Genomic DNA, 24,485 nt, shown 5'->3' on the forward strand with positions numbered 1-24,485 from the left:
GTGACGACGCGGCGCGCCGCGCCCGATGGCCGCTCTCGACGCGTGAGCGGAGCATCGTGATAGGGTGTTGGCGTGATGGCGTCGATCCCGCCGAGCATCCCGCAGAACGCCACCCGGGTGCTGGTCGTCGATGACGAGCCGGGCCTCCGCCAGGTGCTCCACATTGCCTTCCACCGCCAGGGCTACGAGGTCGTTGTCGCGCCCGGAGCGCGCGCCGCCATCGAGGCCATCCGCCAGAACCCGCAGCCGTTCCCGCTCGTCCTCACCGACCTCGTGATGCCCGACGGCTCGGGGATCGAGGTGCTCACGGCCGCGAAGGCGCGGAGCAACGCGACCGAGGTGATCGTGATGACCGCGCACTCCACGGTGGAGAGCGCGCTCGACGCGATGCGCCACGGCGCGTACGACTTCGTGACCAAGCCGTTCTCGCCGGCGGAGCTCACCGCGCTCGCCGCGAAGGCGCTCGAGAAGAGCTCGATCGTCGCGGAGAACCAGCGCCTGCGCGCGCAGCTCGAGCGGCTCGATCTCCCGTCGCGCGAGCCGCTCGGCACGAGCGCCGCGATGCAGCGGATCTCCGAGCTGATCGCCAAGATCGCGCCGACGCGCACCACCGTGCTGCTCACGGGCGAGAGCGGGACCGGCAAGGAGCGGGTCGCCCGCGCGATCCACGATCAGAGCGATCGCGCGGCCAGGCCGTTCATGGTCGTCAACTGCGGGGCGCTCCCGGAGGCGCTCATGGAGAGCGAGCTGTTCGGCCACGAGAAGGGCTCGTTCACGGGCGCCGGCGCGCGCTCGATGGGCCTGTTCCGGGAGGCGGACGGCGGGACGCTGCTCCTCGACGAGATCGGGGAGCTGCCGGCCGCGCTTCAGGTGAAGCTCCTCCGCGTGCTCCAGGAGCGGAAGGTCCGCCCGGTCGGCGCCGCCGCGGAGATCTCGGTGGACGTCCGGGTCCTGGCCGCGACCAACCGCGACGTGGAGGCCGAGGTCCGCCAGGGCCGGTTCCGGCAGGATCTCTATTATCGGCTGAACGTCATCCGCATCGAGCTGCCGCCGCTGCGCGAGCGCCCCGGGGACATCTCGCGGCTCGCCGAGCGCTTCCTCCGCCGCTTCGCCGCCGAGCTCGGCAAGGACGTGCGCGGCCTGACGACGGACGCGGTGCGCGCGCTCGACGCCTACAGCTTCCCCGGCAACGTGCGCGAGCTCGAGAACATGATGGAGCGCGCGGTGGCGCTCGCCGGAGGGCCCACGATCGGCCTCGGCGACCTCCCGAGCGCCGTCGCCGGCCTCAGCGCGAGCCCGGCGCCGCTGCTCGCGCAGCTCCCGCCCGAGGGGTGCGCGCTCGACGAGGTGATCGGCGAGGTCGAGCGCCGGCTCATCCTCCAGGCGCTCGAGCGCACCGGCGGCGTCCGCAAGGCGGCCGCGAAGCTGCTCGGCGTCTCGTTCCGGTCGCTGCGCTACCGCCTCGCCAAGCACGCCCTTGCCGCCGATGGGGAGGGCGATGACGACCCGGAGGGAGGATCCCGACGAGAATCGTCACCGCCGGGCGCCCTGCAGTGACGGTTTTCGTCACCGCCGCAAAAGAACACAACCCCACACCTCCGGCACCCTGCCCTCCTCACCTCAAGGAAAACCGAGGCAACTCATGAGCTTCTCGCGCAACTCGAAGACGACGCCGCGCCGCGCGCTCCTTGGCACGTCACCTGCTGAAGCGTCAGGGCGCATGCGGAGCAGGCGGCGACAGCGAAGCGCAGCGAGCCGAGCGTTCACGCTCGTCGAGCTCCTCGTCGTCGTCGCGATGGTGGGTGTCCTCGCGGCGCTCGCCATGGTCGGGTACCGCAGGTACATGAACGCGGCGGGCATCGCCGAGCCGAAGGCGGTCATTCAAGGCATCCGCGGTGCGCAGGAGTCCTACAAGGCCGAGATGCTCGTGTACCTGAATGTCTCTGGCGCGCTCAACGACTGGTATCCCTCGGCAACGCTCGGCGATCACAAGACCGCGTGGAGCAACCCGAGCCACGGCGATTTCGCGAACTGGCGGCTGCTCAACGTGACGACGGACGGCGCGGTCCGGTTCGGGTACGCGACCGTGGCGGGCGAGACCGGCGGGCTCGAGCAGACCACCGGCACAACGTACACGTGGGCAGGTTTGCCGATGTCGCCGCTGCAGGATCCGCAGTTTGCGCCCAACGGGCCCTGGTATGTCGTCCAGGCGGCGGGGGATCGCGACTCGGATGGGACGTTGGCCTTGCTCCTGACGGCATCCACGATGTCAGGGATCTACTGGGAGAACGACGCGGAGTGACGGAGTAGAGGAGTTTTGCCCCTGCGAGGCGCAGAGAGCGCCTGTCCGTGGGAGAGGTTTTCGCGCTGCGGGCCGGCCGAGCCCGCACCAGGCGACATCATGGTCAGTCTCGGCAAAGCATCCAATTAAAGAAAGTATCACGGAGGATCGACACCCATGCGTGCAATCAAGCGATATGACAGGAGAGGCTTCACGCTCGTCGAGCTCATGATCGTCGTCGCCATCATCGGCGTCCTCGCCGCGCTGGCGATCTACGGCGTGCGCCGGTACCTCGCGACCGCGAAGACCTCGGAGGCCAAGAACACCGTGGGCGCGATCTCCCGCGCCGCCGCCGCCGCGTACGAGCGGGAGAACGCCGACGCGGCCATCCTGGCCGGCGGCGGGAGCTCGGGGCTCGCGAGCCACCGGCTCTGCGGCACCGCGACCGAGGTTCCAAACGGGGACCCCCCTGCCGGCAGGAAGTACCAGCCGAACCCGACGGTGGGTGACTTCAACGCCGGCTCGCCCATCGCGGGCTGGCAGTGCCTCAAGTTCTCGATGTCGCAGCCGATCTATTATCAGTACGACTACCACTTCGGCGAGAACGATCCCGACGTCACGGGCACGCCCGCGCCCCCCGCGATCGCTGCCGACGGCTTCGATGCGACCGCCGTGGGCAACATCGACAACGACGCTGATCTCAGCGGCTTCTCGCGCGGCGGCAACGTCGTCGGCGGAGAGCTGGTGCTGGCCACGCAGGTCTACATCACCAACGAGTTCGAGTGAGCCTCTCCGGGCTGCCCGGCTCGCGTGAGCCGGGCAGCCCTGGTTCACGGGCGTCGTCTGCGAGCGGAAGGGGCGTGTCATGTCGAGCACGACATCGATCCGTGGACGAGGCTTCACGCTCATCGAGGTCATGATCGTTGTCGCGATCGTGGGCGTGCTCGCCGCCCTGGCGATCGTCGGCGTGCGCAACTACCTCGCCACGGCGAAGACCGCGGAAGCCAAGCACACCGTCGGTGTCATCACCCGCACCGCGATCACCCAGTACGAGCGCGAGCGCGACATCGCGGACATCCTCAACGCCACGGGCGTCGTCTCGGCGAACACCCACCTCCTCTGCACCTCGGCGTTGCCGGTCCCGTTCGACTTCGCCTCCGTCGAGGGAAGGAAGTACCAGCCACGCGCTGCGCCCGGCGTCGATTTCAACTCGGGCTCGACGCTCGCGGGCTGGCAGTGCCTCGGCTTCGCGATCAGCCAGCCCATCTACTTCCAGTACTCGTACCAGGTCGGCGGCGACTACGTCAGCCAGGGCCTGGCTGACGCCCCCCTCCCCGCAGGGGATGGGTTCGAGGTGGGCGCGGTCGGGGACCTGAAGGGCGACGGGCAGAGATACACGATCGTCCGCACCGGCGAGGTGCGCGACGGCGAGATCGCGACCAGCACCGCGATCTACACGAACATCGACTCCGACTGACGCAGGCCGCACGTCGCTCGCGCTTGTTCGATCGTGGAGGGGTGAGGTAGAGAGAGCCCATGACCTGGCGCTCCTGGAGCGCGCTGGAGCTCAGCGCGGCCTTCGCGGTCGGCGGCAGCGTCCTCGCCGTCGCCGTCCCCGCGTTCTTCCGAAACCTCAGCGCGTCCAAGCTGAGCGAGCCCATCGAGGGGCTCGACCGGCTGGTGACGAGCGCGGTCGCCTACGCCGAGTCGCGGCCGCAGGAGATCAGCTTCCCCCCGTCCGCCCCGCTGACCCCGGCCCAGGTGCCGCGCGGCGTGCGCGCGGTCGATCCGCCGGAGTCGTGGGAGCACCTCACGTGGCGGTCGCTCGACTTCCGCTTCGAGGGGCCCCACGCGTTCTCCTTCCAGTTCACGAGCGAGCTCGACGCGTCGAAGGCCATGCGCTTCACCGCGACCGCGCACGGCGACCTCGATGGCGACGGCGTGCTGTCCACGTTCGAGGTGCGCGGCGAGCGGATCCCCGGGGAGCCGGCCCGCGTGCTGCCGGGCATGTTCGTGGACCGCGAGGTGGAATGATGGGCGACCCCCCGGCGCTCGGGCCAGGGACCCCTCCGGCGGCCCCCTCGCTCCTCGCCCGCCTCGCCGGCGCGCGCGATGCGCTGGCCACGGTCGCGCTCTCGGCCGCCGCCGCCGTCGCCATCGGGAGCGTGCGCGCACCGGCCGCGGACCTGGAGCGGCGCGTCGCCGAGACCTCCGACGTGTACGTCCTGCCGCCTCCGGACGAGGTGGTCACGCTGTCGCTCGGCTACCGCGCTGCGCTGGCCGATCTGCTCTGGTCGCACGTGCTCGTCTCGCAGGGCCTGCACACCATGGAGCGGCGCCGGTTCGAGAACCTCACCCTGCTGCTCGACGCCATCAACGCGCTCGATCCGACCTTCCGCGACCCCTACCTGTTCGCGGACGCGCTCATCACGTTCCAGATGAGCACGACCCCGCGCCACGAGGTCGTCAAGGCGCGTGAGATCATGGAGCGCGGGGTCCAGAACCGCCCCCTCGACGGCGAGATCTGGCTCGCGCTCGGCCAGTTCGTCGCCTTCATCGCGCCGGCCACGTACCTGACCGATCCCGAGGAGAAGGCGCAGTGGCGCCTCGATGGGGCCAGGATGCTCGCGCGCGCCGCGGAGCTCGGCGGCGGCGACGCGAACATCAGCTGGCAGGCGCTCGGCGGTGCGGGCATCCTGGGCCGCGCCGGCGAGCGAGAAGCGCAGATCCGGTTCCTCCAGCGCACGCTCGCCGTCACCGACGACGAGGAGCTCAAGCAGAAGATCCGCGCGCAGCTCGACAAGCTCCTCGACGCGCGCGACGCAGAGAAATACCGCCGGCGCCTCGACGGGTTCCGCGAGCTCTGGCGGCGCGATCTGCCGTTCGTCAGCAACACCGCGATCCTCGTGCTGGGCCCCCCGCGCGACCCGGCGTACTGCGCTGGCGGCGCGCACGCGGACGAGCCGCGCTGCGCGACCACCTGGCGGGCCTGGGCGGAGCGGGTCGAGGGCGAGCGGTGAGCTGCCTCGGGCCCTGAAGCGGCGCGCGCCGGACGCCGGCACGACGCCAGGGCGTCCCCGGAGCGAGCCGAACGAACCGCCAGAGCAGCAGGGCCAGCGTCCGGCAGCGCCCGGACTCGCTGGAGCTCGTCCAGGCGTCCCTGGCGGCTCTCCAGGCGTCCCTGGCGGGTCCTCAGGCGTTCCTGGCGGCTAGGTGTTCATTCGAACTTGACGGCCGCGGTCTTGGTCTCGCCTGCCTTCACCGTGACGGTGACCGACTTCTTCCCGAGATCCGGATGGATGAACATCACCGTGTGCGACCCCGCAGGGACGCTGACGCCCACCTTGGGCGTGCTCCCCAGCGGCCGCCCGTCGAGGACCACCTTCGAGACCGGGATCGAGTTGATGTTCAGCGTCGCACCGCCAGCGGCGGCCGCGGGCGCAGGCGCTTCCGCCGGCGCTTCCGCCTTCGGCGCGGCGGCCACGGGCTCCGACCTCGGCGCGGCCGGCTCCGGAGCAGGCGCGGGCGCGGGCGCGGGCGCAGGCGCTGGCGCGGCGGCGGCCGGCTCGGACTTGCGCGCCTCCTCGAGCGCGATCCGGATCGTCTTCTCGGCCTGCCCGTCCTCGAACGAGATCGCCTGAGAGAAGTCCTGGTGCCCCTTCTTCGTCGCCACGATCTTCCAGCGCTCGGACGCGGTGATATCCACCTTGACCGGCGGCTTCTTCCAGGCCGAATCGGGCAGCTTCTTCTCCGTGCCCTTGGCGCTCACCAGCTTGACCGAGGCGCCCGACGTGGCGAGCTCCAGCGTCACCTGCCCCTTCAGCACCTTGAGCGCGACCGCGCCGAGGTCCTTCATCTCGCCCTGACCGACCTCCACCGTCTGCTCCAGGGGCTCGAAGCGCTCGCCGCCGTCGAAGCGGAGCTTGTGCTCCCCCGGCGGCACGCTGACCTCGACGGGGAGCACGCCCTTCTCCTCGCCGTCGATGAAGACCTTCACGCCGGGCGCGCCCGACGCCTTCACGCCGGTCGTGGTCGACGCGCTGGTGGAAGACCGCTCGGCGCCGGCCGCGTCGAGCGTGATCACGACGACCTTGTCCTTGCCGCCCTCGACGATCTCGACGGCGTCGCGCGGCGGGAAGTCGGGGGCGAGGATCTTGACCACCTTCGAGCCGGGCTCGAGATCGCGCACGACGCAAGGCACGGTGTCGCAGCGCTTCTGGCCGTCGAGGAAGATCTCGGCCCGGTCGACGGCGCCGCCGCTCGGGGTCTTCAGGTCGATCGTCAGCGCGCCCTTCTTCGGGACCAGCATGACCACCGCCAGGATGAGCACGGCGACCAGCGCGAGCCCGCCGAGGAGCACGCCCGCCTTGCCGGCGCCCTGCTGCACCACGTGGCGCGGGCGGATCTCCGTCGGCTCGTCCTTGCGCGACAGCGCGCGGAGCCCGAGGTCCGGCGGCATCGCCGGCGCGGGCGGGGCGCTCGGGATCGGCGGCGGCGCCGGGACGGGGGTGCGCACCCGCGAGGCCGACGCCGCGCCGCCAGAGCTCGCGACCAGCGCTGCGGCCGCCTTCGGGATCGACGGCGAGCCCGCCGCCGGCAGCGCGCTCGAGCGCCCAGGATTGTAGTCGTTCCCCTGCTTGTCGTAGACGTGGGTCGACTCCTCGTCGTCGTCCCAGTTCATGTCGACCGCGGTGCCCTTGGCCGAGCGAGGCTTCGCGTCGTCGCCCGCCTTCGGCGGCGGCTTCACCGACGGCAGGCGCACCGGCGGAGGGACCACCGGAGGCAGCGAGCCCGAGGCCCCGCTGACCGGCGGCGGCGGCAGCGGGCTCTTCGACGGCAGGGCCGGGGCGCTGATCGCCGGCAGGGACGGCTGGCGCGACCGAGGCGGCACCACGGGCGGCAGGGAGCCCGTCTTGACCGAAGGAGGCATCGGCGGCGGAAGCGACCCCGGGCTCGTCCCCTTCGCCAACAGGGGCGGCGGAAGCGACGCCGGACCGGTCCCCTTCTGCGTCACGGCCGGCGGCGGGAGCGACGGCGGCGGGAGCGACGGCGGCGGGAGCGACGGCGGCGGAAGCGACGGCGGTGGGAGCGACACCGGACCGGTCCCCTTCGGCGGCACCGGCAGCGGAAGCGACCCCGGGCTCGTCCCCTTCGACAGCACGGGCGGCGGGAGCGACGACGGGCCGGCCCCCTTCTGCGTCACGGGCGGCGGAAGCGGAGACGGCACGCCGCTGGGGAGCGTGGCCGCGTGGTTCGGCGGCGGCGGCACCGCCGCGCCGACGAGGGTGCGCGACCGCGCAGGCGGCGAGGGAGGTACGAGGGCGGTGCTCGTGGCGGGCGACTTCTTCTTCGCGAGCCCCTCGAATACGTCCAGATCGCTGCCGCCCTTGTTGTCCGCCATGGTCGAGAACTCCTCAGGATATGCGGCGCCGTTCGCCGCGGCGTCCCGGAAACGGAAACGATCGCGCATGGTCCGCGCGACGAGCGTGAGCTCGATGTACAAGCGCTCGTCGCGGGCGAGCTCGGAGCGCGCTAGAATCCCCTGATCCGCTGCAGCGTACCGCTGGTCCGGTGACTTCGCGAGCGCCATCGGGAGGATCTCGGCGGCAGCGAGGCGCCGCGCGCGCCGCGATCTCGCGCGGATCCAGCGCTCCACCGCCGGCGATGCGACGCGCGACGCGCGCGACGTCCGCTGCGCGCGCGACGTCCGCCGCGCTCCGCAATGCGACGCTGCGCGCGTTCCACCACCCGCACATCGCGCGCGCGCCCCCGCCCGGCGAGCCCACGCAGATCCGCGCCGAGATGTCGCAAGCTCCGAAGGATCGCAATCGATGCACCGGCCGACGTGTATTAGTCCGTCGGGCCGCCAGCGCACAAGCGCCTACTGCACGTCAGGGAAGGGCCAAGGCGCCGTGACGCTCAGTGATCGCCGCCTGCCGTTTCCTCTTTCTTCGGCTTTTTGAAGTACCGAACGCGCTTCTGCTGCAGCGGGTACCAGACGCTGTGCGGAACGATCGGTGTGGATTCGAACATCCGGCCAGCGCCAGGCGCCTCGGCGCGCGTGAGCCGGACGGCGCGCGGGCCTGACGGCGGATGGACGGCGGCGCCGGAGAGATCGGTATCGCCGCCGAGGGCCACCGAGAGCGGCCGAGAGAGGTAGATCCGCGAGGAGCAGCCGAGCCCCGACAGGAAATCCTGGAGCAGCTTGGCGTCGCGCGGGTGCGGGTCGACGAGCGCCGGAGGCGGCGCCGACGCGTCCGGCGCCAGCGCGGCGTCCGGGGCGCTGGACGGCCCGGCCGCGGCCCGTTCGACGTAGATCAGCATCCCATCCTCGTCGTTGACGCCCAGCGCGGCCACGGCCCTCGCGCTGCCGAGCGCCCCCGTCGCGATCCGGACCGCGCCGCGCACCGGGGAGGCCGGCGAGGCGGAGAAGGACCCGGCCGAGTGCCAGATGCTCGACCCCTCGCCCTGCCCCGCGCCGGGCGTCGCGGCGCCGTCGCTGAAGACCGCCACGGTCGCTCCCGCCCCGGCCGGCGGGGACGCCCCGGGCTCGCCCAGCGGCGCGGCCGTGACGGTCCGCGGGTCCACCTTGAGCACCCGCAGCCGGACATCGGGCCGCGCGGGATCGGGGCGGATCTCGGTGATCGCGAGCGCGTAGGGGAAGCCGTGCTGCGGGAGCCCCTGGGTGCGCCAGGCGCCCTCCCCCGCCTCGGCCGGCGCCGCGCGGGGCGCCAAGGCCGGCCCCGGCAACAGGTGCCGCAGCGTCATGTAGAAAAAGTCGCGCGCCTCCCGCCGGATATAGCGGGGGAAGTTCATCAGGCCCATGCCGCGGATGAGCCTGCGGCCGCGGAACCGGTAACCCGAGAGCCCCGAGACGTCGCCCTCGGTCTCCCATTCCCCCTGGAGCGGGCGCCCGAGCGGCGGCAGCTCGCCGCTCGGCGCCACACGATAGAACTCGAGCCCGCTGTGGCCCGCGTTCATGTCGAGCGCGATCCCGTAGGAGCAGCGGGCCTGGATCATCGCCTGGGCCAGGGCCTCGGGGCTCACGTCGGCGCCATAGAAATAGGCGACGAAGCGCTCCCGGGTCAGGCAGATGCCGGTCCTGACCGTGTGCGTCTTGTCGGCCCACCCGGGCGGCGTGCCTCCCCACCACGTCCGGCCGAAGGGATTCCATTTCTCGTCCTCGACCATGACCGTCATGTTCTGGCGGAACGACAGCATCCATTCGGGGACGGTCTCGTCCTCCGACCAGCTCCCGAAGACGGTGCTGCCGTCGCGCCGGACGGCCACCGTCGCGGCGTAGGGCTTCGGCGGCAGGTACATCACCCCGTCGGCCATCATGCCGAACTCGCCGTGCATCGCCTGGAAGCCGGCGTTCGACGCGGCGACCACGCGCTTCATGACCTCGGGCGTGCGCGGGATGAGCCCCGGCCCGGCCTCGCCCGTCGCGCCCTTGGGCTCCACCGTGCCCGCCATCATGTGGAGCTCCACCTGGCGCGGGTCCCAGAGCGCAATGTAGACGCGCGTCGCCTTGCGCGAGCGATCCGTCCGGAGGAACGTGGTCATGAACGCCGGCGGGAGCCCGTCGAGCTGGCGCACGAAGGCGTCGCCCCCCTGAGGGTTCCACTGCCCCTCGCCCGGCAGCGGCGGCGTCACCCAGGGATTGAGCGGCGCCGGCGGCCAGCCGATCTCGGGATCGATCGGGGTCTGGCGGACGGGCGGATCGAGCGCGCTCTTGCCGAGGTCCGAGGCGATGTCCTCCGCGCCGGTGTCGCCCGTCACCGCCTCCTTGTTGCGGAGGACGAAATCCAGCGCCGTGAACGCCACGGCCTTGACCGTCTGCATCGCGGCGTCGCCGATCACGAGGCGCACCCGGTCGACCGCCCAGGTGACGAGGTTCCCTGGCCGCGCGACCTCGGACGCCTCGGCGCGAATCCACGCGGGCAGCGCCGCGTCGTCCACGCCGCGCACCGGCAGGCGGGCCTCGCGGTCGCCCGCGCGGACGACGACCGCGCTGTCGTCCTCCAGCGCGACGGCGACGTCGCCCGCGTCCGGGCCGCGGCGGCTCCGCGGCTCCTCGGCGCGCGGCTCTTCGGCGCCCTGCTCCTCGGGGTGCGGCTCCTCGGCGCCGTTCTCCTCGCTCCGGGCGAGGTCGATCGCGAAGGTCCGCCGGCCGATCCCGCGCAGCCGGCCTGTCGCCTGCCAGCTCGTGACGGCGTGCTGGAGCCGCTCGACGAGGGACCAGTCCGCGCCGCCCGAGAGCTCTTGCCCGTCCAGCCCGTCCAGATCGAGCACGTGCACCGTGGGCGACGCGGCCTCGATCAGCGGGCGCGAGACGTAGGCGAGGGCCTCGCCGCGGAGCACGGGCTTCGACTCGTCCGCGCCGCTCGTCTCGGTGAGGTTGTGGATCGCCGAGACGTCGAGCAGGACGCCCTCCGGCGAGAGCCTCGCGTCGACGAGGTACAGGTCGGTGGGCTCCCCGCGCTCGCCGCCGGCGCGCATGCCGCGCGCGACCGCGCGCGAGTCGACGCCGAACGGGCGGAGGCCCCCGCGCGGCGGATCCACCCACACCACGTCGCCGGCCGCCGCGGCGATGCCCCGCTCCGCGAGCTCCGTGGCGAGCGCGGTCGAGCGGTCGCGAGCGCCTCCGCCGACGGAGGGCGACATCGCCACGGCCGCGGACGCGCAGAGGACGAGGATGCCGATGCGCTCGCGGCGCAGGGAGGGCGTTTTCGGGGACTGCATTCGCGGACAACGCGCGGAGGGGCGGGGCTCCTGCCCGGGCGGTCGAGGACGACCGGACGCGCGCGCGGCAGCCGTTATCACCGTTTTTGTACCGCGGCCAGGTTCGGGGGCGCGCGGCGCTAGCGTCCGCCGAACCGGCGGTGCTACATCGGGCGCGCCCATGTCGAACGCTGACTCGCCCCCTCTCCGCCGCGACGAGGCGCTGACGATAGCGCGCCTCGCTCACCTCGACCTCTCCGCCGAGGAAATCGAGCGCCTCACCGGTGATCTCGGCAACATCCTCAGCTACGTCCGGCAGCTCGAGGAGCTCGACGTCTCGGCGGTGCCGCCGACCGCGCACGTGCAGATCGAGCGGCTGCCGCTCCGCGCCGACGAGGAGGCGCCGAGCCTGCCGCGCGAGGTGGCCCTGCGGGAGGCGCCGCGGGTCGAGGACGACGGGTTCGCCGTTCCGGCGTTCGTGGACGAGGGGTGACGCCGATGGACACAGCGATCCTCGATCGATCCATCCCGGAGCTCGCGGCGCTCGTGCAGCGCGGCGAGGTGAGCGCAGAGGAGGTGGCCAGGGCCGCGCTCTCGCGCATCGAGCAGCGCGACGGCGCGCTCGGCGCCTTCCTCACCGTGCAGGGGGAGCAGGCCGTCGCGGCGGCGCGCGCGCTCGACGCGCGGCGCGCGCGGGGCGAGGCGCTCGGCCCGCTCGCCGGCGTGCCGATCGGCCTCAAGGACGCGCTCTGCACCGAGGGCGCCCCGACGACCGCCGGCTCGAAGATCCTCACGCGGGCGGCGGCGGGCGGGGACGGCGCGTCCAGGGCGCCCGACCCGGCGCGCGGGTTCCGCCCGCAGTTCGACGCGACGGTCGTCGCCCGCCTGCGCGAGGCCGGCGCGATCCTGCCGGGCAAATGCAACATGGACGAGTTCGCGATGGGCTCGTCGAACGAGAACAGCGCCTTCGGCCCGGTGAAGAACCCGTGGGACCCGTCGCGCATCCCCGGCGGCTCGTCCGGCGGAAGCGCGGTCGCCGTGGCGGCGGGGATGACGCCCGGCTCGCTCGGGTCGGACACGGGGGGATCCATCCGCCAGCCAGCGAGCCTCACCGGCGTCGTCGGCATCAAGCCGACGTACGGCCGCGTCTCTCGCTATGGCCTCATCGCGTTCGCCTCGAGCCTCGACCAGATCGGGCCGTTCGCGCAGGACGTGAAGGGCGCGGCGCGCCTGCTCGAGGTGATCTCGGGCCGCGATCCGCGCGACGCGACGAGCCTCGACGCCCCGGTGGGCGCCTGCGAGGCCGCGTGCGGCCGCGACGTCGCGGGGCTGCGCATCGGGGTGCCCGAGGAGTACTTCGCGAAGGGCATCGACGCGCGGGTCGAGGCGAAGGTGCGGGAGGCCATCGAGGGCCTGCGCGGGCTCGGCTGCGAGATCAAGCCCGTGCGCCTGCCGCACACGCGGTACGCCGTGGCGGCCTACTACATCGTCGCGACGGCCGAGGCGTCGTCCAACCTGGCGCGCTTCGACGGGGTGCGCTTCGGGCTGCGCGTGGAGGGCGACCGCGGCGGGAAGGCGGACCTCCAGGCCCTCTACGGCCGGACGCGCGGCGAGGGGTTCGGCCGGGAGGTGAAGCGCCGGATCCTGCTCGGCACGTACGTGCTGTCCGCGGGCTACTACGACGCGTATTACCTGCGCGCGCAGAAGGTCAGGACGCTGATCCGGCGCGATTTCGACGAGGCCTTCCGCGAGGTGGACCTCATCGCGGCGCCGGTCTCGCCGACGGTCGCGTTCCGGCTGGGGGAGCGGGTGGACGATCCGCTGTCGATGTACCTGGCCGACGTCTACACGCTGCCCGCCAGCATGGCGGGGCTGCCCGCGATCAGCGTCCCGTGCGCGACCGCGCAGGCGCCGGACGGCGGGCCTCCGCTGCCGGTCGGCCTGCAGCTCATCGGCCCTGCGCTGGAGGAGGCGCGGCTCTGCCAGGCGGCCTACGCGTGGGAGCAGATCTCGCCGGTGCGCGGGCTGCGCGCGTCGATCGCATGACGAGCGGAGCGCGCCGATGAGCTCCGCGATCACCGTGGCGGCGGCCGGCCCCGAGCACCTCCCGGGGCTCGAGGCGCTCTTCGAGGCCGCCGGCACGCCCTGCTACTGCCGGTACTACCACTTCGGCGGCACCAACAACGAGTGGCTCGCGCGGTGCTCGGACGGCCAGGGCGAGAACCGCCGGGAGTTCGCCGAGGCGCTCGCCTCGGGCAGCGACGAGGCGCGCGGCGTCGTGGCGCTCGCGCCGGAGGCGCCGCGCGTCGTCGGGTGGCTCAAGGTCGCGCCCGCGGCGGCCGTGGCGAAGGCGTACGAGCGCCGCCTGTACCGCGGGCTGCCGTGCTTCGCGGGCGATCGCGCCGGCGTCTTCCTGATCGGCTGCGCCGTCGTGCACCCGGGCCACCGGCGGCGAGGCGTCGCGACAGCGCTCGTCGCGGGCGCGGTGGAGCTCGCGCCCTCCTGGGGCGCGCGCGCCCTCGAGGCCCTGCCGCGCCGCCCGAAGGAGCCGGTGAGCGACGAGGAGCTGTGGACCGGCCCGGTCTCCGCGTTCACGAGGAACGGATTCGCCGAGGTGCACACGTTCGAGCCGTATCCGGTCCTGCGCCGGATGTTGTGACAGCGCCGCGGCGAGCCCCGGCGGGGTCGCGCTTCGCTTGCGCGCGCCGGCCGACCAGGTAGTGTCGCGCCCGGCGCATGGCTCCCACCTCCGAGCACCCTGAAGCCGCGGCCCACGACGTCGCCGAGCGGAGCTCCGCCGCCGGCGCAGATCACGCCGCGCCTGCGTCCTCCGCGGGCGCGGCCACGGCCGGCGCGAGCGAGCCCCCGGCGTCCGCAGCGGCGGAGTCCTCGCCGACCAGCCGGCGCGCGTCGTCCAGCCCGAGGGGCCGGGTCATCGCGCTCACCGGCGCAGCGTCCTTCCTCGGGCGCAACCTGATCGGGATCCTCGAGGAGGACCCGCGCATCGCGCGCGTCGTGGCCATCGACATCAAGCGGCCGGACACGGGCGGCTCCAAGCTGCGCATGCACACGGTCGACCTGACGGAGCCCGCGTCCGAGGAGCGCGTCGCCGAGGTGCTCGCGGCGGAGCAGGTGGACACGCTCGTCCACCTCTGCTTCCTGTCGTCGCCCACCCCGGCGACCGCCTGGGCCCACGAGCTCGAGTCGGTCGGCACGATGCACCTGCTCCACGGGGCGCGCCAGGCGAGCCTGCGCAAGCTGATCCTCTGGAGCCAGACGATCCTCTACGGCGCGCACCCCACCAACCCCAATTTCCTCACGGAGAAGCACCCGCTCCGGGCGGACCCGGACGAGCGCTTCTTCGCGGACAAGATGGCCGCCGAGCGGGAGCTCAACGCCTTCGGCGCGAAGGCCAAGGGCACGACCGTCACCATCCTGCGGACCGCGCCGATCCTCGGCCCGACCGTCCAGAACTACGTCACCCGGTTCCTGGCGCGGCGCCTGGTCATGACGATGCTCGGCTTCGATCCGCTGTGGCAGTTCATCCACGAGGTCGACGCCATCGCCGCCTTCAAGCTGGCCATCGACAGCGATTTCCCCGGGACCTTCAACATCGTGGGCGACGGCGTGCTGCCGCTCTCCACGATCGTGCGCCTCGCGGGCCGGACGGCGGTCCCGGTGCTGCACAGCGCCGCCGGGCCGCTCGCCTCTGCGCTCTGGGCTGCGCATGCGGCGATCGCCCCGCCCAGCTTCCTGCGGTACCTGCGCTATCTCTGCGTGGCGGACGGCGAGAAGGCGGCGCAGGTGATGGGGTTCCGGCCGGTCTACACGACGCGCGAGGCGTTGCTCGATTACACGAGCGCGCAGCGGCTGCGGGACGTGCGCCTGCTGCAAGAGACGCCTGCGTGATGCGGTTCGGGGGGTGAGCGATGGGCACGGAGCACGATCGAGAGCTCGAGGAAGCAGGGGCAGGGAATGGATCGCCGCCGTCGACGCGCGGGCGCCCCGATCGGACGGGGCCCAGGCAGGTCGTGCCGAGCATCGACGTCGAGGATGAGGAGGCCCGGTACCTGGCGCCGATCGGCCCGACGGAGCCCTCGGACGCGCGGAAGACGCAGTCGTCCGAGGTGCACGCCCCGGTCGTGCCTGTGACGGCCGAGGAGCTCCAGCGCCAGATCAGGGAGCTCGAGGCGCGGCTCAAGCGGATGCTCGCCGGGGGGCCATCGCCCGACGCGAGCGGCGCGGTGGGAGGCATGCCCGAGACCGAGCGGAGCCCGCGCCTGGGCGGAGCGCCCGCCGCGTCGGCCGGCTTCGCCAGCGAGCCGCCGCTGTCCGAGCCCGGGACGGCGCGCGACGTCCTGTCGACCGACTTCTACCTGCGGCAGTGGGGCCGCGCCGGCCTGCGCCGCCGCTCGGAGGAGGTCGACGAGTTCGGCTTCGATCCCAAGTACGAGGCCCGGTACAGGTCGCTCTTCGACTTCCTGCACAGGGTTTATTTCAGGATAGATATCGAGGGCATCGAGCGCATTCCCGCCGAGGGGCGGTGCCTCGTGGTGTCCAACCATTCGGGCGGGCCCATCCCCTATGACGGGCTCATGCTGCGGGCCGCGGTGCGGCGGGAGCACCCGGCGCGGCGGGAGCTCCGCTGGCTGGCCGACGATTTCGTGTACTACCTGCCGTTCGCCGGCACGATCCTGAACCGGCTCGGGGCCGTGCGGGCCTGCCAGGAGAACGCCGAGCGGCTGCTCGCGGGCGAGCGGCTCATCGCGGTCTTCCCGGAGGGCGTCAAGGGCAGCGGGAAGCTCTACAAGGACCGCTACCAGCTCCAGCGGTTCGGTCGCGGCGGCTTCATCCGGCTCTGCCTGCGCACGCGCACGCCGCTCGTCCCGTGCGCCATCGTGGGGGCCGAGGAGACGAACCCGCTGTTCTATCGGGTCGAGCACCTCACGCGCGCGCTCGGCATCCCGTACCTGCCCATCACGCCGACCTTCCCCGCGCTCGGGCCGCTGGGCCTCGTTCCGGCGCCCACCAAGTGGAAGATCCGCCTGGCCGATCCGGTGCGGTTCGACGCGTACGGCCCGGAGGCGGCGGACGATCAGATCCTGGTGCGGCGACTCGCGGAGCGCGTGCGCGCGACGATCCAGGGCCTCATCGACGAGACCCTGGCCACCCGGAAGTCGATCTGGTTCGGATGAAGCGATCTGCCGAGGCGAATCCTCACTCCATGCCTGAAATTAGAAACGAAGGGGATCCGCCCGCCGAGCCCGGGCGAGCGACGAGCAGGGGCGCGCGGCCGGAGGGCGTGCTGGTGATCGACAAGCCGCGCGGGCCGACGAGCCACGACGTCGTGGCCCGCCTGCGCCGCGCCCTGGGCGTGAAGCGCATCGGGCACGCGGGGACGCTCGACCCGATGGCGTCCGGCGTCCTCGTGGTGCTCGTCGGCGAGGCCACCAAGCTCGCCCCGTACCTGACCGCGCAGGACAAGCGCTACACGGCGTGCGTCGTCCTCGGTGTGGGGACGGACACCCTCGACGCGGACGGGGAGATCACCGCGACGCAGCCCCTGCCGCCGTGGCTCGACGCGGAGCTCGGCGCCCTCGCCGGGCCCGGCGGGCCTCCCGGCGCCGAGGCGCTCGCGCGCGCGGCCCCGCGCATCGCCGCCGCGATCGACGCGGAGCGGGCGCGGCGGGAGCAGGCGCCGCCGGCGTACTCGGCCATCAAGGTCGCCGGGCAGCGCAGCTACGCCCTGGCGCGCGCCGGCCAGGCGGTGGAACTGTCGGCGCGGGCCGTCGAGGTCCGGTCGCTCGAGGTGACCGGCGCCTCGCGCGGCGAGCCTGGTGCACCTGCCGCGGGCGCTGCGCCGGCCGCGGGCGCTGCGCCGGCCGCGGGCGCTGCGCCGGCCGCGGGCGCTGCGCCGGCCACCCTCGATCTCGATCTCGGGGTGAGCAAGGGCTACTACGTGCGCTCGCTGGCGCGCGACCTGGGCGCGCACCTCGACGTCCCCGCGCACCTGTCCGCGCTCCGCCGCACGGCGAGCGGCAGCTTCACCGTGGAGCAGGCCGTGTCCCTCGACGCCGGCGCCGAGGTGTTGCGCGCATCGCTGCGCCCGCTCGCCGACGCAGCCGCCGCGAGCCTCCCGGTCGCCCGCCTGACCGAGCACGGCGCCCGGCGCGCGCGCATGGGACAAGCGCTCACCGAATCCGACTTCTCCATGGCTCCTGCGCACCCAGGCGCCGCTGTATGGCTCGATCCGGACGGGGTTGTCGTGGCGCTCGGCGCCTCGGAGGTCGCCGATGTGGACGCCGGTGAGGGCCATCCAGCACCGTCGCCGATGCGGTTTTCCGTCCTGCGCGGTTTTTCCGAAGCGCCAGACATGCGTGGGAATGCTGCTAGATAAGAGAAACCCACAGCACACGGCAATTCCCTGGACTTCGGCAGATCTACGGCGCATGTCCTTGGCAACGCTCGGCAGGATCGGTCGAGCTGGGGAGTCCGCCTTCGGGCGAGAGCGGCAAGAACGCGTGGTTCCGTCATCTCCTGAGATTTCGCGTCCCGGTCCGGTTGCGCTCCCCTCGCCTGTTCCGTTACGATTCGTCCGTTAGGAGCCTCTGTTTGAGTCCCGATTTCGTTCCATTGCCAGCGCTCGGCGCTGCAGTTCTCTCCGCTGTACTTGGCTCGCTGTTCGTCGGCGCCGACACCGCACTGACGACGTTGAGCGCGACGAGGCTCGGCGCGCTGATAGAGCAGGCGACGGGCCCCACGAAGGCCGCCTACGAGCGGATTCGTCAGGAAGACGCCAAGCTCCGTTCCCGCTACCTGCTCGGCTGGGTGGTATCGACCAGCCTGACGGCCGCCTGCTTCGACCTCTTCTTCCGGCGGATTGCCCCAGGCGCTGCGCTCTATCTCGGGCTGGCGACCACCATCGTCCTCAGCGGAGCCCTTTACGAGGTCAGCTCCACGCTGGGCCGCAAGCACGCCGATCGGGCCGCATCGTTGGCGGTCCGCTTCTTGCGCCCTCTCGAAATCGCGATGCTGCCGCTCGCCGTACCGCTCGGCTGGATCGGCTCCAAGCTGGGGCCGCGGGATGGTGAGCAGCCGTCGGACCCGAGGGTTGCCGAGGCGGAGGTCGAGATCCTGGTCGATGAGGTCGAGCGTTCTGGTCTCTTCGGGCGAGAGCCGGCGGAGATGATCCGCAATGTGCTCGAGTTCGCCGATCTCACGGCGCGGGACGTGATGGTGCCGCGATCCAAGGTCGAGGCCATCGAGATCTCCACTCCGCTGGAGAAGGTGCTGGAGATCGTCACCGAGAGCGGGCACTCGCGTTATCCGGTCTACAAGGATCAGACCGACAACATCGCTGGTCTCCTCTACGCGAAGGACCTGTTCAAGGTCCTCGAGGAGCGTCGGCTCAAGAACACGACGCTCCGGGAGATCACGCGGAGCCCTGCCAATTTCGTCGCCGAGTCGCAGCCTCTCTCTTCGCTGCTCCGGGAGATGAAGAGCCGGAGACAGCACCTCGCCATCGTGGTCGACGAGTTTGGCGGGATGTCGGGGATTGTCACCCTGGAGGATGTGCTCGAGGAGATCGTCGGAGACATCCGGGACGAGCACGACGAGACGGACGACAGTGCCGCCATCCAGGATCTGGGCGACGGCCGTCTGGTCGCCGACGCGGCCGTATCGATGAGTGATCTCTCGGCCTATCTTGGCGCCGAGCTCGACCGTGAGGGGAAGTACGAATCTCTCGGCGGGATGCTCACGCAGCACGTGGGCAAGGTGCCCGAGGTCGGCACGGCCGTGAGCAAGTTCGGCCTCCGCTTCATCGTGCGCGACAGCGACGAGCGCCACATCGGCAAGGTCGAGATCGTCCGCCCCCGCGCCATGGGCGCCGGCGGCGCGGCCTGAAGCGGCGGGCCGGAGGCGGTGCCGAGCTGCCCGGCCCGGAGCGAGGGGGGGCGTCGCGCGGCACGGCGCGGGGCCCCGCCGAACTCGCCCAAATGACAAAGCTCCTCCGGCTTCGCCGGAGGAGCTTTGTCATTTGGGCTCAGACATCGGCCCATCCCCGCGCCGTGCCGCGCGACGCCCCCCCTCGCTCCGGGCCTAACGTCATTCGCAGGGCCACCTCACGCGCCGCGGTGCCTCAGATCTGCGCCGGCCGAGCGGCGCGCGCCCGCACAGGAGACGGGCCCAGATCGGCGTTTTCGGCGCGCAGGCGCACTCCGGTGCGCTGAGCACCGAAAACGTCGAGATGGGCCCGTATCCGAAGCGGGCGCGTGCCGCACCGAAGCGGGCGCGTGCCGCTCAGCGGGCGAGGGAGAGTTTGCGGAGCTCGTTCGCGAGATCGTCGCCCTCTTTGATGAGGCCGGGCGTCTCTTCGACGGGGTTGTCCTTGTTGCCCTCGAGCAGCTTGCGGATGTCCGCCATCGCGCTGGCGAGCCTGAAGACCATCTGCTCGCTCGTGAGGCCAGCGACGGACTGAGGATCGACCGGGAGGGCCTGCAGATCGCCGCCGGCGATGTCGCCCTTCGTCCAGCGGGTGGCCTCCTTCTCGGCAGCCTTCATGCCCTGCTGCGTGCGCTCGAGGCGGTTCACCGTGTACTTCGCCGGCCAGTCCTTGCCGAACGGGAACGGCGCCTTGTTGGGAACGAGCTCGGCCAGCGTCTTGTCGCCGTCCCGGCGGAAGACCACCGAGAAGTTCACGACCGGCTCCTCCTGCTCCTTCCACGATTTCTCGACGGGCGCCTGCGCGGCCGAGAGGACGTTCTTGAGGCTGTCCTTGGTCTTGTTGAGATCCTGGACCGCCGTGGTGTAGGCGAGGACCTGGCGCATCACCCGCCCCGGGAGGCCGCCGATCTGCTTGCCCTCCAGGTTGGTGGCATCGAACGGGACGTTGATGCCGCCCAGCTCGGCCACGAGCTGCGCGGGGAACTTCTTCCCCTCGAGCGCCGTCCGGCCCGCATCGAGCTTCTCCTTCAGCTCGACCATCTTCTCGTTCGCGGCCTTCACGTCCTTCGCGAGCGCCGCGGCGCCTTCGACCGCGAGCTTGCCGCGATCGCCGCGCTCCTTCGCGCCGCCGATGGCGAAGCCCACGCCGATGCCGACGATCGCCGCGAGGCCGGCGTAGAGCGCCGTCTTCTTCGAGGCCTTCCGCCGCTCCTGCTCGACCTCCTCGCCGACCTCGACCTTGATGGTCTGCGCGGCGGCCGTCGGCTTGGGCGGAGGCGTCTGGATCACAGGGCGCGGCGCCGGCGCGAACGGAGGCAGCGGGATGCCTGGCGAGATCCCGGGCGGGGGCGCGATGCCCCCCACGGAGGGCATCGGCGGCCGCGCGCTCGGATGCGGCGAGGGCATGCCGATCGGGCCCGCGTTCATGTCGGGAGGCGGCCCCGATCCGGGCTGCGAACCAGGCACGGGAAGGGGGACGGCCGCTCCTGGCGCCCCGCCTATCGCCGTTTTGCCAAGCCGAGCCTTCAGATCGATTTTGCTCTTCTTCTTTTCTTCAGCCATCGGCTCCTCGAGGACGGGATCGCTGCACCACTTCGCGCTGAAAACTCCAGCTCGCCCGAGGGAATCGACCCACCACGGCCCGAACCGGAGCTGCCCCTGCGCGAGCGGCAACAGAAGACGACACGGGCCGGCCTCCAACAGACCGACATGGGAGCGGGGAGGGAAAGATCAGCAACACGACGGGAGCGCCGGGCGAGCGGACAACCCGCCGGGCACGTTAGCGGCGCGCCGCCTGGAATGTCAACGCGATGGCGATCGCAGCGCAGGATGTGTTTCGACAGGCGATCGGCAGGCCACACGGGCCACCCGGCCCCACGGCAGCCTCCGCCGGCCTGCAGCTGCGCCCTCGCCGGGTCTGCGCCGGCGGCTCCGTGCCCATCCTGCGGGCGACCGCCGGCAGCCTGGCCCTCGGCGAAGGGACCGGGTAGGAAGCAGGGGGTTCATGGTCTCGTTCAAGTTCGGCGGGAGTCGGCCGCCGCGGCTCCGCTCTCCTTCCGGCAAAGGACCGCAGGCGCCGCCAGCTTCATCCACCGGCAACAGACCGCAGGCGCCGCCCGCGGCTTCCTCTGGCGACGGGCGGCAGGCGTCCCCCCCGCCTTCCAGCGGCGGGCGGCAGGCGCCGCCCCCTCCTGCCTCCAGCGGGGGCCGGCGCGGGTCGCCCCCGCGGCGGCCATCGCTCCGGATGGAGGCCCGGCGGGTCACGAGCTTCGATGGAACCGACATCACTTACCGCGTGACGCCGCCCCCGTTCGAGGGGGCGAAGACGGTGGTCCTGGTCAACGGGCTGGGCGGGCCGTACCTCGCCTGGCGGGCGCAGGTCGAGTACCTCTCCGACCAGTACCGGTTCATCACGTGGGATTACCGCGGGATGTACGCGTCGAAGCGCCCGTCACCGGACGTTCCGGGCGCCTATGCGGTCGCGAACCATGTCCGCGACCTGGAGGCGATCCTCGCCGTCGAGGGGATCCGGCACGGCGCGCTGATGGGATGGAGCATGGGCGTCCAGGTGGCGCTGGAGGCGTTCCGCAGGCTCCCGGGGTTCGCCGCGAACCTGGTCCTGCTGAACGGCACCTACCGCCGGCCGCTGGAGACGATGGGGCCGCTTCCGGGGCTCGGGCGGCTGTTTCCGCCGTTCGTGGCGTTCGCGGCGCGCGCTCACACGCTGGCGGCCCGGATGACGGGCAGCACCATCGGCCCGCCGGACGCGGTGCTCTGGCTGAAGCGAATGGGGCTGCTCGGCAAGACGCTCGACAGCGAGGCGTTCGCCGAGCTCGTGCAGCCGTTCGGCCAGCTCGACATGCACGCGCTCTTCAGCAACCTTTGCGCGCTGAACGCCCACGACGCCGAGCACGTGCTCGAGCAGATCGACGTCCCGACGCTGCTCATCACCGGCGACCGCGATGCGTTCACCCCGCGGGCGCTGGCGCAGTCGATGGCGCGCCGCATCCCGATGGCGGAGATCCTCGTGGTCCGCGGCGGGACGCACACCACCGCGGTCGAGTTCCCCGAGCTCGTGTCGCTCCGGATCGAGCGCTTCTTCGCCGACCACGGGTTCTAGCGCGGCCCGCCTGGCCCGGGGCCAGGCGGGCGCGCCGCTCATTTTCGGAGCAGATCGGCGAACGGGTTGTTGCGGAAGCCGCCCGACGAGCTCCCCTGCCCCTTCCCTTGCTGCCCCTGGGCCGGCCGGCGGCCGTCGCCGCGATCGTTGCGGTCGCGCGCGGCGTGCGCGCCGGCGGACGGGCCGCCCGCCTGGGGACGCGCGCCGGCGGGAGCGCCGCCCTTCTTCGCGGTGAGCGAGATGCGCTTGCGCACGAGGTCGACCTCGAGCACCCGCACCTTGATCTTCTCGCCCACCTTCGCGACCTCGTTCGGGTCCTTCACGAACCTGTCCGCCAGCTGCGAGACGTGCACGAGGCCGTCCTGGTGGACGCCGATGTCGACGAAGGCGCCGAACGCCGTGACGTTGGTCACAACGCCCTCGAGCTCCATGCCCTCCTTGAGATCCTCCATGGTCCGCACGTCGTCGCGGAACTTCGGCGGCTCGAACGTGGCGCGCGGGTCGCGGCCCGGCTTCTTCAGCTCGCTCAGGATGTCGTTCAGCGTGAACGAGCCGACGTCGCCGGCCTCGTACTTCTTCGCATTGATCCGCGCGATCGCCGCCGTGTCGCCGATGAGCGACCCGACCGGCACGCCGAGATCCGCCGCGATGCGCTCGACGAGGCCGTAGCGCTCCGGGTGCACGGCGCTCGCGTCGAGCGGGTGCTCCCCGCCCCGGACCCGCACGAAGCCCGCCGCCTGCTCGAACGTCCGCGGGCCGACGCCGGGCACGTCGAGCAGCGCCTTGCGGCTCTTGAACGCGCCGTTCAGGTCGCGGTGGGCGACGATCTTCTTCGCGAGGCTCGGGCCGATGCCGGCGACGCGGGCGAGCAGCGGGGCGCTCGCGGTGTTGAGCTCGACGCCGACCAGGTTGACGCAGCTCTCGATCACCTCGTCGAGCTTCCTCGCGAGCAGGCCCTGGTAGACGTCGTGCTGGTACTGGCCGACGCCGATGCTCTTCGGGTCGACCTTCACGAGCTCCGCGAGCGGGTCCTGCAGCCTGCGGGCGATGCTGATCGCGCCGCGCACCGTGAGGTCGAGGTCCGGGAACTCCTCGCGCGCGACCTCGCTCGCCGAGTACACGCTCGCGCCCGCCTCGCTCACCGGGACGCAGAACAGCTCCTTCAGGCCCTCCGACGCGAGCACGTCCTTCACGAACGCCTCGGTCTCGCGGCCGTGCGTGCCGTTGCCCACGGCGACGGCGCGGAGCGGGTACTTGCGGCAAATGCGGCGCAGGTCCTGGCGCGCGCGCTCGAGCGAGTCGCTGCTCCCGACCAGGTAGATCGTCGTGTGCTCGAGGAGCTTGCCCGTCTCGTCGACGACGGCGCACTTGCAGCCGGTGCGCTGGCCCGGGTCGATGCCGAGCACCGCCTGCGTGCCGAAGGGCGCCGCGAGGAGGAGCTCGCGGAGGTTCTGGGCGAAGACCTCGACCGCGGCGCGATCGGCCTGCATCTTGAGGTCGACGCGCACGTCGCTCTGGACCGCGGGGAGCAGGAGCCGCTTCACGGCGTCGTCCGCGGCCTTCGTGAGCTCGCCGGCCCACGGCGATTTCGGCTTCAGGCCCACCGCGGCGTGGATCGGCGGGACGAGCGGCTCGGGCGCGAGCTCGATCGACGCGCGGAGCACGCCCTCGGCCTCGCCGCGGCGGATCGCGAGGTAGCGGTGCGACGGGATGTTCGCGACGGGCTCCTCGAAGCTCCCGTACATGTCGAACTTCGTCTGCTTGGCCGCGTGCTCCTCGTTCTTCTGGACCTTGATGACGCCTTCCTTGGCGTAGGCCTCGCGGACGAGCTTGCGCACGTCGGCGTGCTCGGCGATGCGCTCGGCGCAGATGTCGCGCGCGCCGGCGAGGGCGGCCGCCGCGTCGGGGACCTCCTTCTCGGCGCTGACGAACGCGCGGGCCTCCTCCTCGGGGCTGCCGTCGCCCGGCTGCGACCACATGCGATCCGCGAGCGGCTCGAGGCCCCGCTCCTTCGCGATGATGGCGCGCGTGCGGCGCTTCGGCTTGAAGGGGAGGTAGAGGTCCTCGAGCTCGGCCTTGGTGCTGCAGGCGCGGATCTTCGAGGCGAGCGCGTCGGTGAGCTTGCCCTGCTTCTGGATCTCCGTGAGCACCGTGGCGCGGCGCTCCTCGAGCTCGATGAGGTAGGCGCGGCGCTCCTCGATGGCGCGGATCTGCACCTCGTCGAGCCCGCCGGTCGCTTCCTTGCGGTAACGGGCGATGAACGGCACCGTCGCCCCCTCGGCGAGCAGCTTGGCCACCGCCGAGACCCCCTGGCGCGGGAGGCTCAGCTCCTCGGCCAGGAGCGGGACCGGATCGAACGAGCTGTCCGCGCGGCTCGGGACAGCGACAGGGCTCTGCGTCTCAGTCATGGGCGCG

Annotated in this window: 18 protein-coding genes; 14 read left to right on the forward strand and 4 right to left on the reverse strand. The window is 72.2% G+C overall.

All coding sequences use genetic code 11. From position 1 onward, the window contains the following. The first annotated feature begins 75 nt into the window (after positions 1-75). The 6 genes from WMF11_RS23780 to WMF11_RS23805 all read left to right on the forward strand — a co-directional run bounded on the left by WMF11_RS23780 (position 76) and on the right by WMF11_RS23805 (position 5,301). Positions 76-1,557 (forward strand): sigma-54-dependent transcriptional regulator, encoded by a 1,482-nt coding sequence (locus WMF11_RS23780; RefSeq protein WP_437555478.1) that lies wholly within the window; start codon positions 76-78, stop codon positions 1,555-1,557. A gap of 85 nt (positions 1,558-1,642) precedes the next feature. Then, the gene (locus tag WMF11_RS23785; protein ID WP_437979028.1) at positions 1,643-2,302 is read left to right on the forward strand and encodes a type IV pilin protein; all 660 of its coding nucleotides are present in this window, start codon (positions 1,643-1,645) and stop codon (positions 2,300-2,302) included. Positions 2,303-2,458: 156 nt separating this feature from the next. Further along, entirely contained in the window at positions 2,459-3,067 is a 609-nt protein-coding gene (locus tag WMF11_RS23790) for a pilin (protein WP_437979029.1), read from the forward strand. Between the two features lie 79 nt (positions 3,068-3,146). Further along, positions 3,147-3,758 carry a type IV pilin protein gene (locus tag WMF11_RS23795; protein WP_437979030.1) on the forward strand — a complete coding sequence of 204 codons (612 nt, stop codon included), beginning with the start codon at positions 3,147-3,149 and terminating at the stop codon, positions 3,756-3,758. Positions 3,759-3,817: 59 nt separating this feature from the next. After that, a complete protein-coding gene (locus WMF11_RS23800; RefSeq protein WP_272093088.1) occupies positions 3,818-4,315 on the forward strand; it encodes a hypothetical protein in 498 nt (165 codons plus the stop codon). Continuing rightward, entirely contained in the window at positions 4,312-5,301 is a 990-nt protein-coding gene (locus WMF11_RS23805; RefSeq protein WP_437979031.1) for a hypothetical protein, read from the forward strand. Before WMF11_RS23800 ends, WMF11_RS23805 begins: the two co-directional genes overlap by 4 nt. Positions 5,302-5,498: 197 nt before the next feature. On the opposite strand, the gene WMF11_RS23810 is transcribed toward WMF11_RS23805, so the two are convergent. Next, entirely contained in the window at positions 5,499-7,871 is a 2,373-nt protein-coding gene (locus WMF11_RS23810) for a PEGA domain-containing protein (protein WP_437979032.1), read from the reverse strand. Positions 7,872-8,200: 329 nt separating this feature from the next. Continuing rightward, entirely contained in the window at positions 8,201-11,026 is a 2,826-nt protein-coding gene (locus WMF11_RS23815; RefSeq protein ID WP_437979033.1) for a hypothetical protein, read from the reverse strand. A gap of 160 nt (positions 11,027-11,186) precedes the next feature. Here WMF11_RS23815 and gatC point away from each other — a divergent pair, with 160 nt between their 5' ends. The 7 genes from gatC (at position 11,187) to WMF11_RS23850 (ending at position 18,910) form a co-directional block, all read left to right on the forward strand. Next, entirely contained in the window at positions 11,187-11,498 is a 312-nt protein-coding gene (gene gatC / locus WMF11_RS23820; protein ID WP_012236913.1) for an Asp-tRNA(Asn)/Glu-tRNA(Gln) amidotransferase subunit GatC, read from the forward strand. A 5-nt stretch (positions 11,499-11,503) separates the two neighbouring features. Further along, positions 11,504-13,051 (forward strand): Asp-tRNA(Asn)/Glu-tRNA(Gln) amidotransferase subunit GatA, encoded by a 1,548-nt coding sequence (gene gatA / locus WMF11_RS23825; RefSeq protein ID WP_437554986.1) that lies wholly within the window; start codon positions 11,504-11,506, stop codon positions 13,049-13,051. A 16-nt stretch (positions 13,052-13,067) separates the two neighbouring features. Further along, on the forward strand, positions 13,068-13,664 hold the full coding sequence (locus WMF11_RS23830; RefSeq protein WP_437979034.1) for a GNAT family N-acetyltransferase: 597 nt from the start codon (positions 13,068-13,070) through the stop codon (positions 13,662-13,664). A gap of 77 nt (positions 13,665-13,741) precedes the next feature. Next, positions 13,742-14,914 carry an NAD-dependent epimerase/dehydratase family protein gene (locus WMF11_RS23835; RefSeq protein ID WP_437979035.1) on the forward strand — a complete coding sequence of 391 codons (1,173 nt, stop codon included), beginning with the start codon at positions 13,742-13,744 and terminating at the stop codon, positions 14,912-14,914. 20 nt (positions 14,915-14,934) lie between these two features. Beyond that, positions 14,935-16,200, forward strand: coding sequence for a lysophospholipid acyltransferase family protein (locus WMF11_RS23840; RefSeq protein ID WP_437979036.1), 1,266 nt, complete (start codon positions 14,935-14,937; stop codon positions 16,198-16,200). Positions 16,201-16,229: 29 nt separating this feature from the next. After that, positions 16,230-17,402 (forward strand): tRNA pseudouridine synthase B, encoded by a 1,173-nt coding sequence (locus WMF11_RS23845; RefSeq protein ID WP_437979037.1) that lies wholly within the window; start codon positions 16,230-16,232, stop codon positions 17,400-17,402. A 215-nt stretch (positions 17,403-17,617) separates the two neighbouring features. Then, positions 17,618-18,910: a hemolysin family protein gene (locus WMF11_RS23850; protein ID WP_437979038.1), complete on the forward strand. Its 1,293-nt coding sequence runs from the start codon at positions 17,618-17,620 to the stop codon at positions 18,908-18,910. 396 nt (positions 18,911-19,306) lie between these two features. Here the strand turns inward: WMF11_RS23850 and WMF11_RS23855 are convergent, their stop codons facing one another. Next, a complete protein-coding gene (locus tag WMF11_RS23855) occupies positions 19,307-20,377 on the reverse strand; it encodes a formin (RefSeq protein WP_437554992.1) in 1,071 nt (356 codons plus the stop codon). Between the two features lie 817 nt (positions 20,378-21,194). On the opposite strand from WMF11_RS23855, the gene WMF11_RS23860 reads away from it, so the two are divergent. Continuing rightward, positions 21,195-22,070, forward strand: coding sequence for an alpha/beta fold hydrolase (locus WMF11_RS23860; RefSeq protein ID WP_437979039.1), 876 nt, complete (start codon positions 21,195-21,197; stop codon positions 22,068-22,070). Between the two features lie 38 nt (positions 22,071-22,108). Here the strand turns inward: WMF11_RS23860 and WMF11_RS23865 are convergent, their stop codons facing one another. Then, positions 22,109-24,478, reverse strand: a complete 2,370-nt coding sequence (locus tag WMF11_RS23865) for a Tex family protein (RefSeq protein WP_437554994.1) — start codon at positions 24,476-24,478, stop codon at positions 22,109-22,111. Positions 24,479-24,485: the final 7 nt, after the last annotated feature.

Source organism: Sorangium sp. So ce295, from assembly GCF_051527405.1.
GTDB lineage: Bacteria > Myxococcota_A > Polyangia > Polyangiales > Polyangiaceae > Sorangium > Sorangium cellulosum_B.